This is a genomic window from Ruegeria sp. CJ2, from assembly GCF_056536745.1.
In genome coordinates, this window is record NZ_JBQFQF010000014.1 from 51204 (window position 1) to 68900 (window position 17697).

General features: G+C 59.1%; 15 protein-coding genes. 2 read left to right on the top strand and 13 right to left on the bottom strand.

Going from position 1 to position 17697, the window contains the following annotated elements; translation table 11 throughout:
* Window positions 1–306: 306 nt before the first annotated feature.
* The 3 genes from ACR0MS_RS17785 to ACR0MS_RS17795 all read right to left on the bottom strand — a co-directional run bounded on the left by ACR0MS_RS17785 (window position 307) and on the right by ACR0MS_RS17795 (window position 4414).
* Window positions 307–972: a hypothetical protein gene (locus tag ACR0MS_RS17785; RefSeq protein ID WP_480576700.1), complete on the bottom strand. Its 666-nt coding sequence runs from the start codon at window positions 970–972 to the stop codon at window positions 307–309.
* A gap of 290 nt (window positions 973–1262) precedes the next feature.
* A complete protein-coding gene (locus ACR0MS_RS17790) occupies window positions 1263–2594 on the bottom strand; it encodes an HlyD family type I secretion periplasmic adaptor subunit (RefSeq protein WP_480576697.1) in 1332 nt (443 codons plus the stop codon).
* A gap of 38 nt (window positions 2595–2632) precedes the next feature.
* On the bottom strand, window positions 2633–4414 hold the full coding sequence (locus ACR0MS_RS17795; protein ID WP_480576694.1) for a type I secretion system permease/ATPase: 1782 nt from the start codon (window positions 4412–4414) through the stop codon (window positions 2633–2635).
* 296 nt (window positions 4415–4710) lie between these two features.
* On the opposite strand from ACR0MS_RS17795, the gene ACR0MS_RS17800 reads away from it, so the two are divergent.
* On the top strand, window positions 4711–6069 hold the full coding sequence (locus ACR0MS_RS17800) for a sensor histidine kinase (protein WP_480576691.1): 1359 nt from the start codon (window positions 4711–4713) through the stop codon (window positions 6067–6069).
* Here ACR0MS_RS17800 and ACR0MS_RS17805 read toward each other — a convergent pair.
* On the bottom strand, window positions 6066–6788 hold the full coding sequence (locus ACR0MS_RS17805; protein ID WP_480576688.1) for a response regulator: 723 nt from the start codon (window positions 6786–6788) through the stop codon (window positions 6066–6068). The genes ACR0MS_RS17800 and ACR0MS_RS17805 overlap by 4 nt on opposite strands.
* A 254-nt stretch (window positions 6789–7042) precedes the next feature.
* Window positions 7043–7465 carry an arginase family protein gene (locus ACR0MS_RS17810; protein ID WP_480576685.1) on the bottom strand — a complete coding sequence of 141 codons (423 nt, stop codon included), beginning with the start codon at window positions 7463–7465 and terminating at the stop codon, window positions 7043–7045.
* Window positions 7466–7592: 127 nt separating this feature from the next.
* Here ACR0MS_RS17810 and ACR0MS_RS17815 point away from each other — a divergent pair, with 127 nt between their 5' ends.
* A complete protein-coding gene (locus ACR0MS_RS17815; protein WP_480576682.1) occupies window positions 7593–8537 on the top strand; it encodes a LysR family transcriptional regulator in 945 nt (314 codons plus the stop codon).
* 106 nt (window positions 8538–8643) lie between these two features.
* Here ACR0MS_RS17815 and ACR0MS_RS17820 read toward each other — a convergent pair whose 3' ends face one another.
* The 8 genes from ACR0MS_RS17820 to ACR0MS_RS17855 are packed head-to-tail and all read right to left on the bottom strand — an operon-like array spanning window position 8644 to window position 17565.
* Window positions 8644–9543 carry an FAD:protein FMN transferase gene (locus ACR0MS_RS17820; protein WP_480576679.1) on the bottom strand — a complete coding sequence of 300 codons (900 nt, stop codon included), beginning with the start codon at window positions 9541–9543 and terminating at the stop codon, window positions 8644–8646.
* Window positions 9540–10055, bottom strand: coding sequence for a nitrous oxide reductase accessory protein NosL (locus ACR0MS_RS17825; RefSeq protein ID WP_480576676.1), 516 nt, complete (start codon window positions 10053–10055; stop codon window positions 9540–9542). Before ACR0MS_RS17825 ends, ACR0MS_RS17820 begins: the two co-directional genes overlap by 4 nt.
* Complete coding sequence (locus tag ACR0MS_RS17830) at window positions 10052–10873, bottom strand: ABC transporter permease (protein WP_480576673.1); 822 nt, start codon at window positions 10871–10873, stop codon at window positions 10052–10054. Before ACR0MS_RS17830 ends, ACR0MS_RS17825 begins: the two co-directional genes overlap by 4 nt.
* On the bottom strand, window positions 10870–11763 hold the full coding sequence (locus ACR0MS_RS17835) for an ABC transporter ATP-binding protein (protein WP_480576670.1): 894 nt from the start codon (window positions 11761–11763) through the stop codon (window positions 10870–10872). The genes ACR0MS_RS17830 and ACR0MS_RS17835 overlap by 4 nt, the downstream gene beginning before the upstream one ends.
* Window positions 11753–13009, bottom strand: coding sequence for a nitrous oxide reductase family maturation protein NosD (locus tag ACR0MS_RS17840; RefSeq protein WP_480576667.1), 1257 nt, complete (start codon window positions 13007–13009; stop codon window positions 11753–11755). Before ACR0MS_RS17840 ends, ACR0MS_RS17835 begins: the two co-directional genes overlap by 11 nt.
* 1 nt (window position 13010) lies before the next feature.
* Complete coding sequence (nosZ, locus tag ACR0MS_RS17845) at window positions 13011–14918, bottom strand: TAT-dependent nitrous-oxide reductase (protein ID WP_480576664.1); 1908 nt, start codon at window positions 14916–14918, stop codon at window positions 13011–13013.
* 14 nt (window positions 14919–14932) lie between these two features.
* Window positions 14933–17110, bottom strand: coding sequence for a 4Fe-4S binding protein (locus ACR0MS_RS17850; protein ID WP_480576661.1), 2178 nt, complete (start codon window positions 17108–17110; stop codon window positions 14933–14935).
* The gene (locus ACR0MS_RS17855) at window positions 17101–17565 is read right to left on the bottom strand and encodes a DUF2946 family protein (protein ID WP_480576658.1); all 465 of its coding nucleotides are present in this window, start codon (window positions 17563–17565) and stop codon (window positions 17101–17103) included. The genes ACR0MS_RS17850 and ACR0MS_RS17855 overlap by 10 nt, the downstream gene beginning before the upstream one ends.
* Window positions 17566–17697: the final 132 nt, after the last annotated feature.

Below are 17697 nucleotides of genomic sequence, written 5' to 3' on the forward strand. Positions count from 1 at the left end.
TTTCCTCCTGTTTTTCCGGATGATCAGGACCCGAACGACGGACCCATACGCATCACAGTTCATAGGAAAGATGTGGTTTTTCAGACCGTTGATCTCAACGGTGAAAAGCGCGTTAAGTTGTTACAAAGTATGACAAAAATCTATTTCATCCGATCCGAAATGGGGCAATCCGGCTGGCGCCGTTTCAGGCCCCAGCCGGTAACTCATTACTAGTCTCTCTGTTTGTCCGGGCGTCAGTCTTGATCGAAACACAGACGCCCGGATTTTGGTTGAGCCGCGATATGTGATCGCGGTGGTTTCGCCCACTTAGGCGACCAGGTCTACAAAGAAGCTATCGGTTGGAACGGGGGTTCCGCAGATGTCTTCTCCGCCCATGGTCGGAACGATTTCGCACAGCGGCGGGGGCGTCATGTCCGTCAGGTCATACTCGTCCTCCGGGACCTCGGTACCGCACCTGGGATCAGTCAGGATCGGGGGAACGGCAATGACGTCGTCACCCATGTCCAGAACGATCGGGTCAACGGGCAGGGGGTTCACCGCGACCAGGTCCTCACCATCCTGAGGCACCTCGGTACCGCATCTGGGATCGGGCATGATCGGGGGAACAGCAGTGACGTCGTCACCTTCACCGGCAGGAACTGCGCCATGCGGCAGAGGAGCCACTGCAACCAGATCCTCACCTTCACCGGCAGGAACCGCACCATGAGGCAGCGGATTCACTGCGATCAGGTCTTCGCCATCCTGTGGGACCTCGGTCCCGCATCTCGGGTCAGGCATGATCGGCGGCACCGCGATGACGTCGTCACCAGAACCTTCGGCAGGAACCGCACCAAGGGGCAGGGGGTTCACTGCCACCAGGTCTTCACCATCGTTTGGGACCTCGGTGCCGCACTTGGGAAGAGGCATGATCGGGGGAACGGCGATGACGTCGTCATTGGCCGACTCGAAGCTCGTAGCGGTTGCATGTTTCATAGTATTTCTCCTTGTTTCACATGTTGTTTGACACCCAAAAAATTGTTGAGAACTTCCTCCTCGGGTATGATAAAAAGGTGGTTATTCAGGCCCGCTGTTACAACGCGAAAACGAGGGCTAAAATGTTACAAAGTATGACAAAAAATTCGAATTGAACTTATCCTTCCCCCCGTAGAAACGCGTCAAATTCGCTGAACACCAGATCGCAAAAAACCAGCACCATTTCTGATGCTGGCCGTACCTGTTTCATGCGCATATCGCTTGCGGTGTCTACCGCCCCACGAAACCTTCTAGGCCTCGCGGAATGTCGTCCTGATCTGTTTGCTGAGCGGGTCGATCAGATACTCGAACAAAGTCCGTTCTCCGGTCGCGATATAGACCTCGGCTGGCATACCCGGCAGCAGATTGAGCTGACGTTCTTCCAAAAGAGCAAACGCATCATCGTCCAGAGCGACCCGGGCCTCGTAATATTGCATTCCGGTCATCGGATCAGTCTTGAGATCAGCCGAGACAAACTCAACCCGTCCATCCAGCCGGGGCGCTATGTGATGGTCGAAGGCCGCGATGACGACGTTGGCAGACTGTCCCACCGCGACATTGTTGATGTCTTGCGGCATGACGCTGGCGGTCACCACCAGACCGTCCCCTTCGGGCACAATCTGCATCAACGTCTCGCCCGGGGACACAACGCCACCGACCGTATGCACCATCATTTCATGCACAATGCCATCGGCCGGAGCTCGAAGATCGACACGCGACAACTGCAGTTCCGCAGCGCTGCGGCGTTCCTTGAGGCCATCCAGTTCGACCTCAAGCGTCGAGATTTCGTTCATGACCTGCTCGCGGAAGGTTTTTTCAAGCTGCAGAATATTGATCCGGGTTTCGCTGATCCGACCACGGGCGACGGCGATACGTGAGATTAGGCCCCCGCTGTTGCCGACCAGACCGCTGCGCTGACGTTTCAGCGCGATAACCCGGGTTTCGGGCGTCAGACCCTTCTCGAGCAGATGTTTCTGACCGACAAGTTCCTTTTCAATCAACTCGATCTCTTCGTCCGCTGCAGTGCGCTGTGCGTCGAGGCCGGTAATTTCCTGTTCAATCTGCGTAATCTGTTCGGTCAACGCGGCAACCTCTCCGTCCTGGGACAGACGCCGCGCGTCCATCACCGCCTTTTGGGTCGTCAACGCGCGTTGCACTTTGACCTCGTCCTGACGTGAGACGAGTTCATCGGACAAGACCAGGTCATCCAACCCATCTCGTTCGGCGGTCAGACGGGCCAGTTGCGCTTCGATCGCGACAAGCCTGTCATCGACCAGCGCCTGACTACCCGACAACAACTGGTCATCAAGCCTCAGAACGACGTCCCCGGCCTGAACGCGATCTCCATTTCTGACGTTGATGTCGCCGACAATACCCCCATCGGGATGCTGGACCGCGCGCAGGTCTGACGAGACGACGACATTGCCAGCCGTCACCACAGCGCCGGACATGCGCGCTGTCGTCGCCCATCCGCCAAAGCCTATGGCCAGCACAGCGATGGCGGCCAGACCAAATCCGATGGATCGGACAGAGCGGTCCTTAAAGCCTTCGGTCGAGGGGTTGGAACTTTGGTTGGTATTCATGATCTCCTCCATCTATTCGGTTTCAGAACAGGCTGATATCAGCCCGCAACGGCAGCAGGTTTCGCCTCGGCGGGGGCTGCCTGTGGTGTTTGTTCGACTGCCGTCTGGTTTGACTGAGCGGCAGCGGCGGCTTGGTTGCGCTGATGCAGCCTCTCCATCACTTCGGTGCGGGGGCCAAAGTCTCCGGCGCGGCCGTCTTCCATGATCAGGATCTTGTCGACTGAACCCAGCACGCTGGCCCGGTGCGCAATGACGATCACAATCGCGCCGCGTGCCTTGGCCGCCTGGATCGCCTGGTTCAGCGCTGCCTCGCCCACGGCATCCAGGTTCGAGTTCGGTTCGTCCAGAACCACCAAAAAGGGATTGCCATAGAGCGCGCGGGCAAGGGCGATGCGTTGCCGCTGACCACCGGACAGAGCCGCTCCGCGCTCGCCAACCGAAGTGGCATAGCCGTCTTTGAGGCTGGCAATCAGCTCATGGACCCCGGCAGCCTTGGCCGCTGCGATCACCTGTTCATCTTTTGCTTCGGGATCGAAGCGGGCGATGTTCTGGGCGATCGTGCCGTCAAAAAGCTCTACATCCTGCGGCAAGAAACCAATCTGAGGGCCAAGCTCTTCGGGCAGATACTGGTCAATCGGCACACCGTCGAGGTTGATGTTGCCTTTGGCCGCCGACCACGCACCAACCAGTGTGCGCGCCAAGGTCGATTTACCGCTTCCGGTCGAACCGATCACAGCCAGAGCTTCACCCGCCTTCATATCGAACCCAACGCCTTTTAGAACTGCGGTCGTCGCGCTCGGGGGGGCAGCGATCAGCCCGTCGACGGTCAGAGACTTGCAGGCTTTGGGCAGCGAAATTCCTTGCGCCGTTTCGGTTCCTGACAGCGTGTCCTTCAACTGTGCCCAGGCCTGCCGCGCCGCCACAAGGCTGCGCCAGCTTCCGACAAGGGTTTCGATGGGCTGCAAGCCACGGGACATAATGACCGAAGCTGCCACAATCGAACCCGCCGAGATCTGCCCCAGAATGGCCAGGTACGCGGCGACAGCCAGAACGCCAGATTGCAACGCAAGACGGAAAACCTTGGTAAAGCTGCCCGAAACGCCAACCGTTGTTGCGGCTTTTGCGCTTGCGCCAAGATGCAGGTCGTTCACGTCCTGCCAGGTCCGACCCAGATTGGACTGCATGCCCATGGCGCGGATCATCTCGGCGTTGCGACGGCTGGCTTCAGCCAGACGCGCGCGTTTGCCAGAGTGCTCGGACTGAACGCAAGCGGCAGCGCGCACTTTGATGTCGGTGGCAATCGCGATGGCAACCAGCGCCAGCGCGCCTACGACACCGACCAAGCCCAGCCACATATGCATGGCAAAAACCAGACCCAAGTAAACCGGAATCCAAGGCAGATCAAAAAGCGCACCCGCGCCCTGACCTGACAGGAACCCACGAATTTTCTCGACATCCTGAATGGCCGCAGCAGGGTTTCCACCGGTACGCATACGGGAAGGTTCCGCGAGGGTACAGTCAAACGCGGTCCGGGCCAGACTTTGTTCAAAACGATGACCCATGGCGACCAAGACGCGGGTCCGGGCACCGTCAATCAGGGCCATGAAAAGATACAGACCAGCAACAAGCGTGCTGAGGGCAACCAGCGTGTTCACGCTCTGGCTGGCCATCACACGGTCATAGATTTGCAGCATGAAAATCGGACCGGTCAGCATCAGAAGGTTCACTGCACCGCTGAAAATACCGGTGGCAATCAGATTGCGTCTCAGCGCGTGCTTGGCTGCAGTGAGCTGAGGATGAACGGACGAATGCGAATTCATAACGGGCCTCCAATTGATGTCTGTGGGAAATACGTGGGAGCCGTAGGCGAATGACCCAAGGCTTTGTCACACTTTGATTCAATTGGCTTTTCTGCCCTCTAGGGGGCGAGGTGGCTGTGCTGCGCGCTTTGCCCCGTTCCGGGACAGGGTCAAAATCCTTCACATCCATTACTGAAACGAAGATGCAATTTCCGCTTGGGAAAGCGGTCAAATTTGGACTAGCGTCCAATCTAAGGGGATGGACAAGGGGCCTACGCGCGATGCGCTGGAATGATCTGACACTTCGAACACAGATTATGAGCATCGTGCTCGTCAGTTGGACGATTGTTGGCGTGTTTTCGGTTGTCACGGACATGGTTCATATCCGCAATTCTCGCACTGAAGAGATCCGGCATCGGGGTGATGCCTTTCTTGCTCAGGTCGTTTCGACCCTGGCCCACTTGACGCCAGACAGCCGCGCCGAAGCAGCGCTAGGCTTCTTTCCCGCAGAATGGAGCGTCAGAGTCGGCACGCGGGATGCAGCAACCGATCTGACAGGGGGCCGTCATCGCCCAGAACTGGCTGACTGGCTGACGGCGCGGTTAGAGCACCGAGGGATCGCCGTCGCGGACCTGTCTGTCGCGGACACGGTCGTTGATGCAAGACACGACCAAAGCGCGCTGCTGCAACTGTTCAAAAGCCACTCTGGGGAACCTCTGGATCCACAAAGCGTTGACGCGTTTCTGGTCAGCGTTTTTTCGGTTCGGCTCAAGGATGACGATGAGTGGCTGAACTGTTACCTGCTTATGAAAAACAAAAGCATCGTGCCCTTGGTCGTTGTTGGGTCAATCGACAGTCTGGTCGCGTTGACACTGCTTTGTATTCTTGCGCTTCTCATTCAGAAAGTCATGCGTCCGCTCAGCGCAATGGCCGTCAATGCCGAACTGATTGGCCGGGGCGAAGAGGTCGGACCGCTGATCGAGACGGGTGCTATCGACATCCGCAATACGATCATCGCGTTCAACCGCATGGAAGCGCGGATCGTTTTAGCCCTCGAATACAAAACAACCCTGTTGCGCAGTCTGGGTCACGACCTGAAAGGCCCGATCGAACGCATGAATGACGTGCTGCAAAATGTCAGCCCGGAAGAGACCAAGGATCGGCTTCTCGAACGTCTGGACACGGTTCGTGAGATTGTCATGTCTGTCACAAGCCTGAACCGCGCGACGCACCATGACGGTGAGATCGCAAGGATCGACCTGCGCTCGCTGATCGAGGCATTGGTGGATGAACAGGTTGACGCGGGCCGCGATGTAACGTGCCATATCGAGCACCCTGCCATCGTGCGCGGGCGTCACAACGCCATCACGCGGGTCCTGCGGAACCTTCTGGAGAATGCAGTCAAATATGGGGGTGCCACAATAGTCACCTTGACCACATCCGACGACACGGCAGCGATTCATGTCGATGATGAAGGGCCCGGCATTCCGGCCGAACAGCTTGAGACCGCTTTTGAGCCCTTTCAGCGGCTTGGCGCAGAGGGGCCGGGCAGTGGGCTGGGTCTGGCGATTGTCAGAACCATCGTTGTTGATCAGGGGGGGACTGTTACCTTGGAAAACCGCACAGGCGGGGGGCTGAGGGCAAGCGTGTTCCTACCGATTGACAAACACACCTAGCCGGGCCGGAAGATATAGCCCTGTCCCCACACCGTGCGAATGTGATCGGGGTTCGCAGGATCGGCTTCGATTTTGGAGCGCAGCCGTTTGATCAGGGCGTCGACACTGCGATCGCCGGCGCCGCCATGCTGTCTGGTGCGAGCGACAGCCAGAAGGTCCTCTCGGGTGCAAAGAACGTCGGGATTTTCGACGAAGAACCGCATGACGCGTGCTTCGCTTGAGGTCAGCGTGATCATGCGCCCATCATCGTGCTTGAGATGCCGCTCGTTTTCGACAAGCTCCCACGGCCCAAACCGGTTCAGGCGTTTTTGACCTTGTTGGCCGCTTTGCCGACGTCTCATGACCGCTCGGATACGCGCCAAAAGCTCAAGGTCGTTGAAGGGTTTGATGATATAGTCGTCGGCACCCAGTTCCAGCAGCGAAATACGTTCTGCATCGTCGTCAACCGAGCTGATCATTATGATCCCGGCATCAAGACGCGCCGCAATTTCGCAGCAAAGCACCTTACCGGTCGTGCCGGGCATAATGAGATCCAGAAGGAACAGCTCGTATGTTTCGGCCTCTATTTTTTCCCGGGCTGCGGGTACGTTGGGCACGTGATCAATTTGATACCCTTTGCCTTGTAAGAATTCACAGATGTTTTCGGCGAATTCCACATCGTCGTCACAGATAAGTATCCGTTCGTTCATGCCACTGAGCTCATCTGCGACATCGCTCATTCCGTCTACTCCAAATTACGGTGTTTTTTCACGGTGATCCGCCTCACCTGAATGGACCAGTCTGATTGTTAGTACATGACCGGCCTTTGGTCTATCGGGATGGCCGTCTCTGGGGCTTTTCCCGTTCACGCCGACTGTTTGGAAAAGATATTCTCATACGCCTGCTTCGACCGACGAGCGTCTTTATGTGGCCTGCCAACCAACCTCCAAGGCCCAAACGCCTCAGCGAATATTCCGCGCGCCGTGCTACTTGCCTAGGCTGCGGTATAGGTACGGGTGTCCTGGGCCGTCTTGAATCGAGCGCGCACGTCGCCCACATCGGCGACCTTCATCTCATGTACGGGCGCGCATTTCAGGCCCTCGTTGTAGGGCCCGATACGTTCAATCGCCCGCAACGCCCCTGGCCCGAACCGTGAACCCGGACGGTTCGTGACCGCCAGATCCATTGGCATGCCGATAATGGCGACATCCAGGTCGCGCAGCCCTTCGTCGGTGCAGGCAGCCGTGGGCGCATCAAGAAACGTCATCGTACCCGCATAGGGGGCGGTTCTGCGGGTTCCGCCGGCATCGAAGATCATCGAAGAAATGTGCTTGGCGTGCGCGTCATAGACTTTGTGGCTGTTTGGCGCGTCAAAAAGATCCCGAAGACGATTGAGCTTATTTTCGTTCCACGACATATCTGCGCGTCCTGTTTTTCCTACCCATGATTGGCAGACTACGCGCGCGCCAGTTTGGAAAAAATTGCTGGACTCCAAATGAGTGTTTCATTTACCTGAAACAAACTTCGAAAGCCCAGCAAACCAAATGCGAAAAAGGGTTTTTTTCGGCGCGGTCAGCGATGTGGACCTGCGCCTGATGCGTGTGTTTACCAAAGTGGTGGAGTGCGGCAGCCTATCGGCCGCCGAGACCGAACTGGGGGTAGGGCGGTCCACCATTTCGCGCCAGATCACAGATATCGAAACACGTCTTGGTATGCGTTTGCTGCACCGCGAGCGGGGACGGAGAGGGTTTCAACTGACCCAGAACGGGCAGAAAGCCATCGTTCATATCAAACAGCTTTTGACTGCGACCGATCAGTTCGTCGAGGAAATCGCCACGATCAACGAAAACCTCGTTGGGACGCTGGACCTGTGCATGACGGATTTCACTTATTCGGATGACAGCAACCCGCTGATTGATGTCATGCGCAGATTTCGACAATTGGCGCCGAATGTGACCGTTAATCTTATGATCGGATCGCCGAGGGAAATTGAAAAACGCCTGATCGACCGAAAGGCGCATATCGGCATTCTGCATCGCTATACCTCTGTGGATGAACTGACTTATGAGCCGCTCTATTGCGAGCGTTCAAGTGTCTATGCGGGCGAGTCTCATCCGCTGGCGCAAAAGCTGTTTCGGACTGGGAAGATAACACCTGAAGAGGTCCGAAGCTTTGAGCTGATATCAAGAGAGTATCGCGAAGGCCGTCTGCAAAACAGTTTGAAGAGCGAGTTCAAGCGCGGCCCCATCGTGTTGGAAACCGAAGCAGTTGCGGCTTTGGTAAAGGCGGGAATCTATTTGGGCTATCTGCCGGATCACGCCTTTGCGCGAAAAGAGCCCGAGTTTGTCAGAATTCTACCCGGCGCTTTCAGTTACGAATGCGTTGTGAATATTGCGTTCAACAAAAACAAGGTGCTCGGTGCGCCGGTGGTTGAGTTTCTGAAACTGCTCAGACAAGCAAAATCCGTACCAGCCCCAGACCCGGCCTAGAAACTGAATGCGTCAGTTGCCGGACGCGTCTGCTTTTGCTGTGACGTCGAGCATCGCGAAGCCGATCAAGGCATCTGGTGTAATACCGGATGGAAGCGCGGCCCAGTCAGCCGATCAAAGCTTCAAGCCTAGCATCCGGGAACCGGGAAAGGACTGAACGGATCTGCTTTCCGGGTATTGCGCACAGTGTGGTCGATAGCCCGTCTGCCAAGGCAGCGTTGGAGGCCGAGACGGTCACCGTGCTGTGAAAGGCCGTCTGGGTTTTGGGATCAAATATGTGGCCCTGTCCCCCGGCCAACGTCATGGCACCTGGGGATGAGGTGGCAATCGCCCTGTCACGCAGTTCCAACTGGCGATGTACGATCCCTTTTGCATTGGCCAGCCCAACGCCCCATGCTGCCCCATCGCTGCGGGTTCCGCGGGCCGAAATCTCGCCCATGTTGACCAGTATGTTCCGCAATCCAAGCCCGGCCAGCACATCCGCGATGCGATCTGTCACGGCGCCTTGTGCAATTCCGTTCAGGGTCAGCCCCGAGATGCCCGGCATCGGCAAACGTATCTCGTCGCTGCCGACTTGGACCTTGCGCCAGCCCACCGCCTGCTGTGCCATTTGCAAGTCGGCGGTACCGGCATCGTGGGCCAGTGCCAGCCAAACCGGTTGAATGGTCGGGTCGAAAGCGCCGTCCGAGGCGTCATGCAGTGCAGAACACAGGCTGAGTACCTGCAGTAGTTCAGGCGAGGGCGCCGTCAGGTGACCAGAGATGTTCAGACGACTAATCTCAGATGAGGGACGATACAGGCTGAATATGTTCTCCAACCGTGCCACTTCGTCCGTGACCGCTTGAAAAATGGGCGCTGCTTCGGCAGCGGTCAGGCCCTCAAGTCGCAAGCTGGCCTTGGCACCCATAGCCGTTCCGTGCCACTGGGCCGAGGGGATGGCCGCTGCCGGAGTACAGGCGCAGGCCGCCGAAATAGCCAGAAAGCGACGGCGGGTCAGAGGCATCATGACGGCGTCTCCAGGGCAAGGTCCAGATTGACGGGGCCCAGAACCTCGGCATCTGGAATGTCAGACAGGGGCAGGACCGCGCCGCCATATTCCGAAGTGAATGCATCGGCAGCAGCGGAGTCGCCAAACGGCACGACCTCGCGTGCGCCCATGCCACCGGCGACATTGGCGCCGACGACAAAGCGGGCCTCATCCGCGTCGATCCAGTTCGAGACACCGGGCTGTCGCCAATTGGGTGCGACGCTCATGTCGCTGACATAGACGGCGGTGATCTTGGCGTCCCGCTCGGGGCTTTTCAGATAAGCCACCATGTCGCGGACCTGCGCAAAAAACAGCGGTGCGGGGTAGCCTTCCAGATGGATCTGCCCTTTGGGGCCGCCATGTTCGGCGATGTTCATCTGGCAGAAGAAACTCAGCGCGTCAGGCGTCAGGTCCACGGGGTCGGGGGCCTCGGCAAGCTCTTCCTTGCAGGCGGACAGGGCTATTAGTGCGATCAATGCGAGACGTTTCATGGCTCGACACTCCGAAAGGCGGCGCGGGCAAGAGCGAAGGCCAGCACCGGCCAGATCAGCAAGGATGCAGGTGCGGCCCAGACGGGCAGGGCGTGCGCGGCCCCGGTCATGCCCGAGGCCATGGCAACGCCCTCGGTCGCGGCGATGTTCCACAAACGGAATGCGTCGGCCGGGTTTGCCACCATCACCCATGGAAAGACGGATTGGGTGAAGCTGCCGCCCTTGTCCATGACGACGGCCCCCAACAGGCCCAGATCATAAAGCACGACAAAAACCAGCCAGAGCCCGGCCGACAGACCTGCCGCCGCCGTAGCCCCCTTTGCCAGGGCAGACAGCAGGTATCCCAGCGCCAGAAACACGGCGCCCAGCAGGATGGATGTGAGGATGAGGCGGGTCAGAGCCATCAGGCTTTCTGGTCCGGCACCGCCAAAGAAGGCCGCCACTGCGCCTGCGGTGCCAAAGCCGACGGTCATGGCGAAGGCCAGTGCTGCGAGATGGGCGGTGAACTTGCCCAAGAGGATTTCGCCGCGCCCCGCCGGGTAGGACAACAATAGGGAAAGACTGCCCCGGTCCACGTCACCTGCGATGGCATCGAATGAGATCATCAACGCCAGCAAAGGCGCAAGATAGACCGACAGTGTGGTCATCGACGCGACCGAGACGGTCAACATGTCGACCCCCAGCGTGCCGGTTGGTGCGCTACCCGCAAAGGTTAGCGCCAGCGCAAACAGCACCATGATCAGCGTTGCGACCAGCAGCCAGCGGTTGCGGCGCAGGATCAGCATCTCGGTCCGGGTGATGGCGAGGAAGCGGGTCATTGCGATCCCTCCTGTGTGTAATGGCGATAGAGGTCTTCCAGTTTCGGTGGCGTCATCTCGACATCCGCCACCGCGTCGCCCAATCCGGCGATGCGGCGCAGGGCCTCCATCTTGTCTTCAGGGGTGCAGAGCAGTTCCACAGATGCGCCGTTGATCCGGTTGCCGCCCAGTTCGGCGGCCAAGGCATCGGGGTTGGCACTGGCGCGCACTTTCAGGCGGATCGGCAGACCGGCCAGCGCCGAGAGGTTGGCCAGCGTGTCATCGGCCACCATACGACCCTTGCGCATGATGGCGATACGGTCGGTGCGGGCCTCAACCTCGGTCAGGGCGTGGCTGGCGATCAGAACAGCGGTGCCTTGCGACGCCAGCTCGTCAATGATGGCATACAAATCCTGCCGCGAGATTGGGTCCAGGCCCGATGTGGGTTCATCCAGCAACGCCACTTTCGGCTGGCCAAGCAGCACCTGCGCCAGACCCAGACGTTGCCGCATCCCCTTGGAATAGGCTCCGATCCGGCGGTCGAGGGCATCACTCAGGCCGACCCGCTCCAACAGGGCAGGGATATCCGCTTTCGCGCCCGAAAGCTGGGCAAACAGCGTCAGTTGCTCGCGTCCCGTCAGTGCGGGGTGGAAGGAGACCGCCTCGGGCAGATAGGCCGTTTCCCGCCGCGCCTGCGCGCTGCCGGGGGTGGCGTCTCCGATCCGAATGGCTCCGCCGTGGATCGGCGTCAGTCCAAGGATGGATTTGATCAGTGTCGACTTGCCCGCACCGTTATGGCCCAGCAGCGCCACGCGCTGACCGGGGGCAAGGGACAGGGTGATGTTGTCAAGAACGCGGGTCTTGCCCCGGTCCTTGAGAACATGGTCAATCGTCAGGGCCTTATCCGTCATGAGGCACCTTTTTCATAGCTGGGGGTTCAGGGGCTTGCATCAATGGATTGCTGTCCATCACACCGCCCGGCAATAGCGCCGGGAAAGCCGATTGCGACCAGCGCACCAGCTGCACGGCAGGCGAGCCGAGCAGCAATTTGGCTGCGGGTTGGGTCCACAGCACATGGTCCATTGAATCGTTGGGGCGATAGGGGGCGTCGGCGATGCCGTTGCCATCCACATCGGTTGCGGCGAAATCGGACCAATAGTTTCCGCGTCCGTCTTCGGACCACTCGACCCACTTGGTCGAGACATATTTCACCTGTGTCCGGTTGCCGACAAAAGCATTGCCAACGATGCGGTTGCGTTCACTGCCTGCGGTAAAGTGGATACCGATGCCGCAACCCTGGAACCAGTTGTCAGTGAATTCGTTCTTGTTCGAATTATACAGGAAGGTGCATTTCTCTTTCGCACCTTTCACCACATTGCCGGTGATGACGCTCTTGTTGGCATAGTTCAGCATCACGCCATGCTCGCGGTCGTTGATCGAGACATTATTGGCCACGGTCACATTGGTCGTGAACATCACCGCATAGCCCAGATCGTTACCGATCGAGACATTGTCACTGACCACCGAATTGTCGGCATACATGTAATGGACAGCAAAGCGCAGATCGCGGAACAGGTTGCCGGTGAAGGTGTTCTTTTTGGACGAGTTCACGAAAATCCCATCGCGGCCAAACTGAATGTCATTGTCGGCGACAATGGCACCCGGTGCGTTCCAGACATAAACACCGTTGCCGCGCGCGTTCATGTGGCGGTCCTGCCGCCCCTCGATCCGGTTGCGGCGCACGATGCTGTCCTTGGCCCCATGGATGTCGATGCCATAAAGATTGCCCAGCAGCACATTATCCTCGACCACCGGCGCGTAGGCCGTCTTGGTCAGCTGGATGCCGCTGTCGATCCCATCGTGGCTGTCGCCAGAGCCGATCACCGTCAGCCCGCGTAGGGTCACGCCCGGCCCGGTCACGGTGATGACGCTGCCCTCACCTTGTCCGTCAATGGTGGCCTGTCCCAGCCCGTCAATGGTGACGGGCCGGTCCAGAACCAATGTCTCAGAGTAGACACCGGGGCTCAGGCGGAGGGTGTCCCCTTCCGCCGCCTGCGCCAGTATCTCGTTGATGGCCCCCGCCCGGTTGGGCACATCCCAGTCCGCCGCCCAAAGGGGCGAGCCGAGCAGGAGCGGTATGAGCAGGGACCAACGCATCTTACGCGCTCCGCGGCTCAACAAACATCCGGCCGCGCATTTCCATGTGCAGCGCGTGGCAGAACCACTGGCAATAGAACCAATGCACGCCCGGACGGTCGGCAATGAACGTGACCGAGGCAGTGGCCTGCGGCGCAACCTCCATCGCGATGCCGAAGTTCGACAGGCAGAAACCGTGGGTCACGTCGTCCACATCATCCAGGTTGGTGACATAGACAGTGACTTCGTCGCCTTGCTTGACGGTGAACTTCTCCATGCTGAAGACAGGTGCGACCGAGGTCATGTAGACCCGAACCTTGTTGCCATCCCGGATCGGTTCTTCCGCGCCATAGTCCAGATCGACGCCGTCGGCTTCGGCCTGTTTGCGGGCATCTTCCCACATCGGGTCGTTGCGATCCCAGACATTGACCGGGTTCACCTTGGAGCGGTGCACAAGGATCGAGTCATGCGGCTCGGCAAATGTAGGCCCGTCATGGACCACCTTCATCTTGTCGCCCGAGATGTCGATCAGCTGCTCATTCTCAGGTTTCAGCGGTCCCACGTTCAGGAAGCGGTCTTTCGAGAACTTGTTCATCGAAATCAGCCACTTGCCATCCGCCTCGGCGGTTTCACCCATCGAGGTCGAGTTGTGACCCGGCTGATATTGCACGTCCACCTTGTCGAGGATCGGATCGACGTCCGCGCCGCCATAAGCTTCGATGGCTTTGGCGATGTCCCATTTCACCACTTGGCTGTCCAGGAACAGGGTGGTGTAGGCGTTGCCCTTGCCGTCGAACGCAGTGTGAAGCGGGCCAAGGCCCAGTTGCGGTTCCGCAACGATTGCCGAGCGTGGATCGGCGTTGTCAGCAAAAAGCGCGTCGACTTTTTCGACATCAATCACGGACACGGTTGGCGACAGCTTGCCGTTGATCATGATGTGTTTCTTGTCGGGCGCGGCGTTCACACCGTGGGGCGAGTTCGGGATCGGGATGTAGCGGGTCAGGTTGCCGCCAGCCTCTTTCCGGCCGTCCACGACCTTGACGCCGTTCAGCTCCTGATAGTTGCCCGCCGCAATCGCGTCTTCGATGCCTTTGAGGTTGAACACGACCACGTGGTCCAGCTCACTCTCGGTCATCTCGGCCAGGTTCATGCCCATTTCCGAGTTGTACGAGGTCGAGAATGCATATTTGCCCTGATAATCGCAGTCGGTGTTATCGAGGTTGCCCGACACCATCACCTGCCAGGCGATCTCCATCGTGTCGCCGTCAATCGCGGTGAAGATGTTCACGTATTGCGACGGATCGTCGAGGATCTGGCCGTCATTGACCAGCGGGGCCTCATGTTCGCCATTGGCAAAGACATAACCGGTGCGCGGGTATTTCTGCGGACGCAGGCCGTGGATGTCATGGGCGTTCGGGATCTCGATGATCTTGTCGCATTTCATCACGTCGCAGCGCACACGGGCCACGCGGGTATTGGCCTTGTCGTTCATGAACAGATAGCGGCCGTCATAGGTGCCATCGGTGAAGGACATATGCGGGTGGTGCAGGTCGCCGTTGTCGTAGGTGACCTTGCCGTTAGCGGCCAGGAACTCTTTGGTTTCAGGCAGCAGGCCTTCGGTCAGGATCTTCAGCGATTCATTGGTCTGACCCCAGCCAGTGGCCGAGCAGCGGTTGAACACCGGCACCCGCATCAGCTCGCGCATGGACGGCACGCCTAAGATGCGCAGCTCACCGGTTTGGCCCGAGGACCAGAAGCCGTAATATTCGTCCAACTCACCCGGCTCCAGATGCGCATTCGCAGCAGCACTTGCCTCGCGTGCGGTCATCAGGGTCGAGCCCAGGCCGGTCCCGGCAATCACGGCGCCGGTGGCGGTCGCACCCAGCATCCCGCGACGTGTGATGTTCAGTTTCTTGTCATGTTCCGACATGATCGTTCCTCCTTTTAGGAAACGGTTTGCGGTTTGGCGTTCGGATGGTTCGCCGGTGGTTGTCCGAGGGGGGTCTTGAGGTTGACCGACCCTGTCTTGGCCCGCCGTTTCAACTGGCGGATAACGACGGGACATTTGTCCTCGGACTGGTAGAGCACCTGACAATGCAGGCAGGTGACGCACTCGTTCGGATTGATCTCACCGGTGGGGTGGATCGCCTGAACGGGGCATTCATTGGCGCAGGTCTGACAGGGGCTGCCGCAATCGGGGTAGCGGCGCAGCCAGTCGAACATACGGATACGGGCGGGGATCGCCAGCGCTCCACCCAACGGGCAGAGATAGCGGCAATAGAACCGTTCCACGAACAGCCCGATCCCCAGCAGGGCCAGCGCAAAGACCACGAAAGGCCAGTCGCGCATGAATTTCAGAATGATCGCGGTCTTGAACGGCTCGACCTCGGCATATTTCTCGGCCAGCGGGATCGAGACAAAACTGATCCCGAACAGCACGAGGAAGATCATGTATTTCGCTGGCCAGAGGCGTTCATTCAGACCCCAGGGCAGGGTCCATTGTGGCACTTTCAGCGCGCGCGCAATCTTGTTGGTCAGCTCTTGCAACGCTCCAAACGGGCACAGCCAGCCGCAATAGGCTCCGCGACCCCAGAAAAGCAGAGCGGCGGCGACGGCGAACCATTGGATAAAGACCAGCGGGTCGAGCAGGAAGGCGTCCCACGAGAACCCCGTGCGCAGGCTGCCCGCCAGCGCCATCAGGTTCACCACGCTCAGCTGTGCATTGGCGTACCAGCCGATAAAGAACAGCGTCATGGTCAGGAACCCGATGCGGAACCAGTAAAAGACCCGCGCATTCATTGTGGCGTGGAACTGAAAGAAGAAGGTCGCCGTCAGCACCAGCAGCATTGCGCCAAGAATGAAGATCTCGACCACGCGGTCTTTCCAGATGCGTTGCCACAGGGCAGCCTTTGCCGCAGCCTCGCCGGTGGCGTCATCGAAAACCACAGCAGCGGCGATGGGCAGCAGATACTGCTCGGGCAGTTTGTAGCCCAGATCGAAGGTCAAAAACGTCTTTTCGACCGCGCCCACGGCCCGTTGCACCAGCAGTTGCAGGCGGAACGGCTCGGCCGGGTCGAACTCGGCATTAGCGGGGATTTTGAAGATGTCCAACTCGGTAAAGCTGGGCGCATCCGGGGCGGCGACCGCACCCAGACGGCGCTGTTGCTTGTCGAAGAACCGGACCGAACTGTCGCCTTGGATCAGCTGAATCCGGTCAAAGATCCCGCCGCGCACATAGCCCGAGCCCTTGAAGCTATAGGCCCCGCGACCCAGCACCAGAATGGCCTGCTCGCCCTCATCCAGCCATTCGGCCATGTTCTGATATTCGGCCTCACCCAGCAGCGACTTGCCGATCGAGGGCACCGAGACCAGCGCCAGATGCATGTCGAAGAAGGTGTCATCCGGCGCGCCCGGTTCGGGCCGTTTGATGGCACGCTGATCGCCTGTGGCGGCAAAGGCCGCGTTGACCTGACCGATATCCAGCGTCAGGCGGCGGACTGATCCGTCCCCGGCCAGCGTGGTCCAGTCATAAACAGTATCCTGCGCCAGATCGACTTCGCGTTTGGGACCATCGGCCTGCACGGGGGACAAGCCCCCCAGACCCAGCGCCCGCGCCACTTTGATGCCACCACGCACAAGGCTGTCATCAATCACCATGATCGTGACGGTGGCCCCCGAGATGATATCGAGGTCATGCCCCTCACCTCCGGTTTCGGCCTCGACCTTCAGGTCCAGCCCGGCATAGCCTTCGGTCAGCTCGACCATGCGCGCGTTCGGGATGCCGATCAGCACGATCGGTTCCGAGTGTTTGGCCAGCTTCACACCGGTCAGCACCGCATCATCGTCAATGGCCGCGACCACGTGGATGGGTTTGCCGGAATAGCCGGTGGTGCCCACGAAATCGGATGTCAGGAAGGCCCAGGCCACGGTCTCGCCGCCCTTCAGAACGGGGGCAACGGGCACGTCCTCGCGCACCGGGCCAAAGGCGTCGGCACCGGGGGTCAGTTCGGCGGGGTCAATCTCGGGCAGGAAGCTGGCAAGGCTGTCGGCATGGGCGCTGCTCGCTATCAGGCAGGACAGGGCAAAGGCCAGCAGGGTGTGGAATGCGCGACTTACGACCATGGCGCACCTCCGATAGTTAAGGTGGACGCCAGAGGCGCGCGCAGGGCGCGTACAGAGTCTTCTTGGGATGCGCACGGGGGGCCTCGGGTTTCGGGCCACAGTTTTTTTACGTTATGTGCAGTGACCAGATCGCGAGTCACGTAACGGACGGGTTGAACAAACCCGTCCCCAGTCACCACGGGCAGGTCTGGCACAGGGGCCGCTGCCGTAATCGCACACAGGGCGCAGTCGGCGCATTTCGGGCAGGGCGCGGTCGGGTCTTCGGTTCCTTCCTCAAGGTCGACCTGAACCCAGACCGCTCCTGCCTCCGAGCAGATTTCCACCCACATGCTTTCCCCGGTACTCGCCAGAACCGGGCTCAGCATTTGCAACAGCAGCAGGATAATGCCCGCCAAAGCACAAGCCACGCGGGACGCGCGAACAGGGAGGTTGTGCAGAGGGTTAGGGGCGGGCATGGAAAATCCAACTCGGTATTCTATTCTTGAATACTAGGGGATTCGGGCGGCCCGATACTTGACTTAAGTCATTTGTTTTCGAGTCGATAAGAATTTAATGAAAGACAAAAATACCCTAAAAACAATAGGATA

Excerpts from the sequence above, each read along its gene's own strand:
- ACR0MS_RS17785 (WP_480576700.1), bottom strand. The coding sequence starts at position 972 with ATGAAACATGCAACCGCTACGAGCTTCGAGTCGGCCAATGACGACGTC.
- ACR0MS_RS17790 (WP_480576697.1), bottom strand. The coding sequence starts at position 2,594 with ATGAATACCAACCAAAGTTCCAACCCCTCGACCGAAGGCTTTAAGGAC.
- ACR0MS_RS17795 (WP_480576694.1), bottom strand. The coding sequence starts at position 4,414 with ATGAATTCGCATTCGTCCGTTCATCCTCAGCTCACTGCAGCCAAGCAC.
- ACR0MS_RS17800 (WP_480576691.1), top strand. The coding sequence starts at position 4,711 with ATGAGCATCGTGCTCGTCAGTTGGACGATTGTTGGCGTGTTTTCGGTT.
- ACR0MS_RS17805 (WP_480576688.1), bottom strand. The coding sequence starts at position 6,788 with ATGAGCGATGTCGCAGATGAGCTCAGTGGCATGAACGAACGGATACTT.
- ACR0MS_RS17810 (WP_480576685.1), bottom strand. The coding sequence starts at position 7,465 with ATGTCGTGGAACGAAAATAAGCTCAATCGTCTTCGGGATCTTTTTGAC.
- ACR0MS_RS17815 (WP_480576682.1), top strand. The coding sequence starts at position 7,593 with ATGCGAAAAAGGGTTTTTTTCGGCGCGGTCAGCGATGTGGACCTGCGC.
- ACR0MS_RS17820 (WP_480576679.1), bottom strand. The coding sequence starts at position 9,543 with ATGATGCCTCTGACCCGCCGTCGCTTTCTGGCTATTTCGGCGGCCTGC.
- ACR0MS_RS17825 (WP_480576676.1), bottom strand. The coding sequence starts at position 10,055 with ATGAAACGTCTCGCATTGATCGCACTAATAGCCCTGTCCGCCTGCAAG.
- ACR0MS_RS17830 (WP_480576673.1), bottom strand. The coding sequence starts at position 10,873 with ATGACCCGCTTCCTCGCCATCACCCGGACCGAGATGCTGATCCTGCGC.
- ACR0MS_RS17835 (WP_480576670.1), bottom strand. The coding sequence starts at position 11,763 with ATGACGGATAAGGCCCTGACGATTGACCATGTTCTCAAGGACCGGGGC.
- ACR0MS_RS17840 (WP_480576667.1), bottom strand. The coding sequence starts at position 13,009 with ATGCGTTGGTCCCTGCTCATACCGCTCCTGCTCGGCTCGCCCCTTTGG.
- nosZ (WP_480576664.1), bottom strand. The coding sequence starts at position 14,918 with ATGTCGGAACATGACAAGAAACTGAACATCACACGTCGCGGGATGCTG.
- ACR0MS_RS17850 (WP_480576661.1), bottom strand. The coding sequence starts at position 17,110 with ATGGTCGTAAGTCGCGCATTCCACACCCTGCTGGCCTTTGCCCTGTCC.
- ACR0MS_RS17855 (WP_480576658.1), bottom strand. The coding sequence starts at position 17,565 with ATGCCCGCCCCTAACCCTCTGCACAACCTCCCTGTTCGCGCGTCCCGC.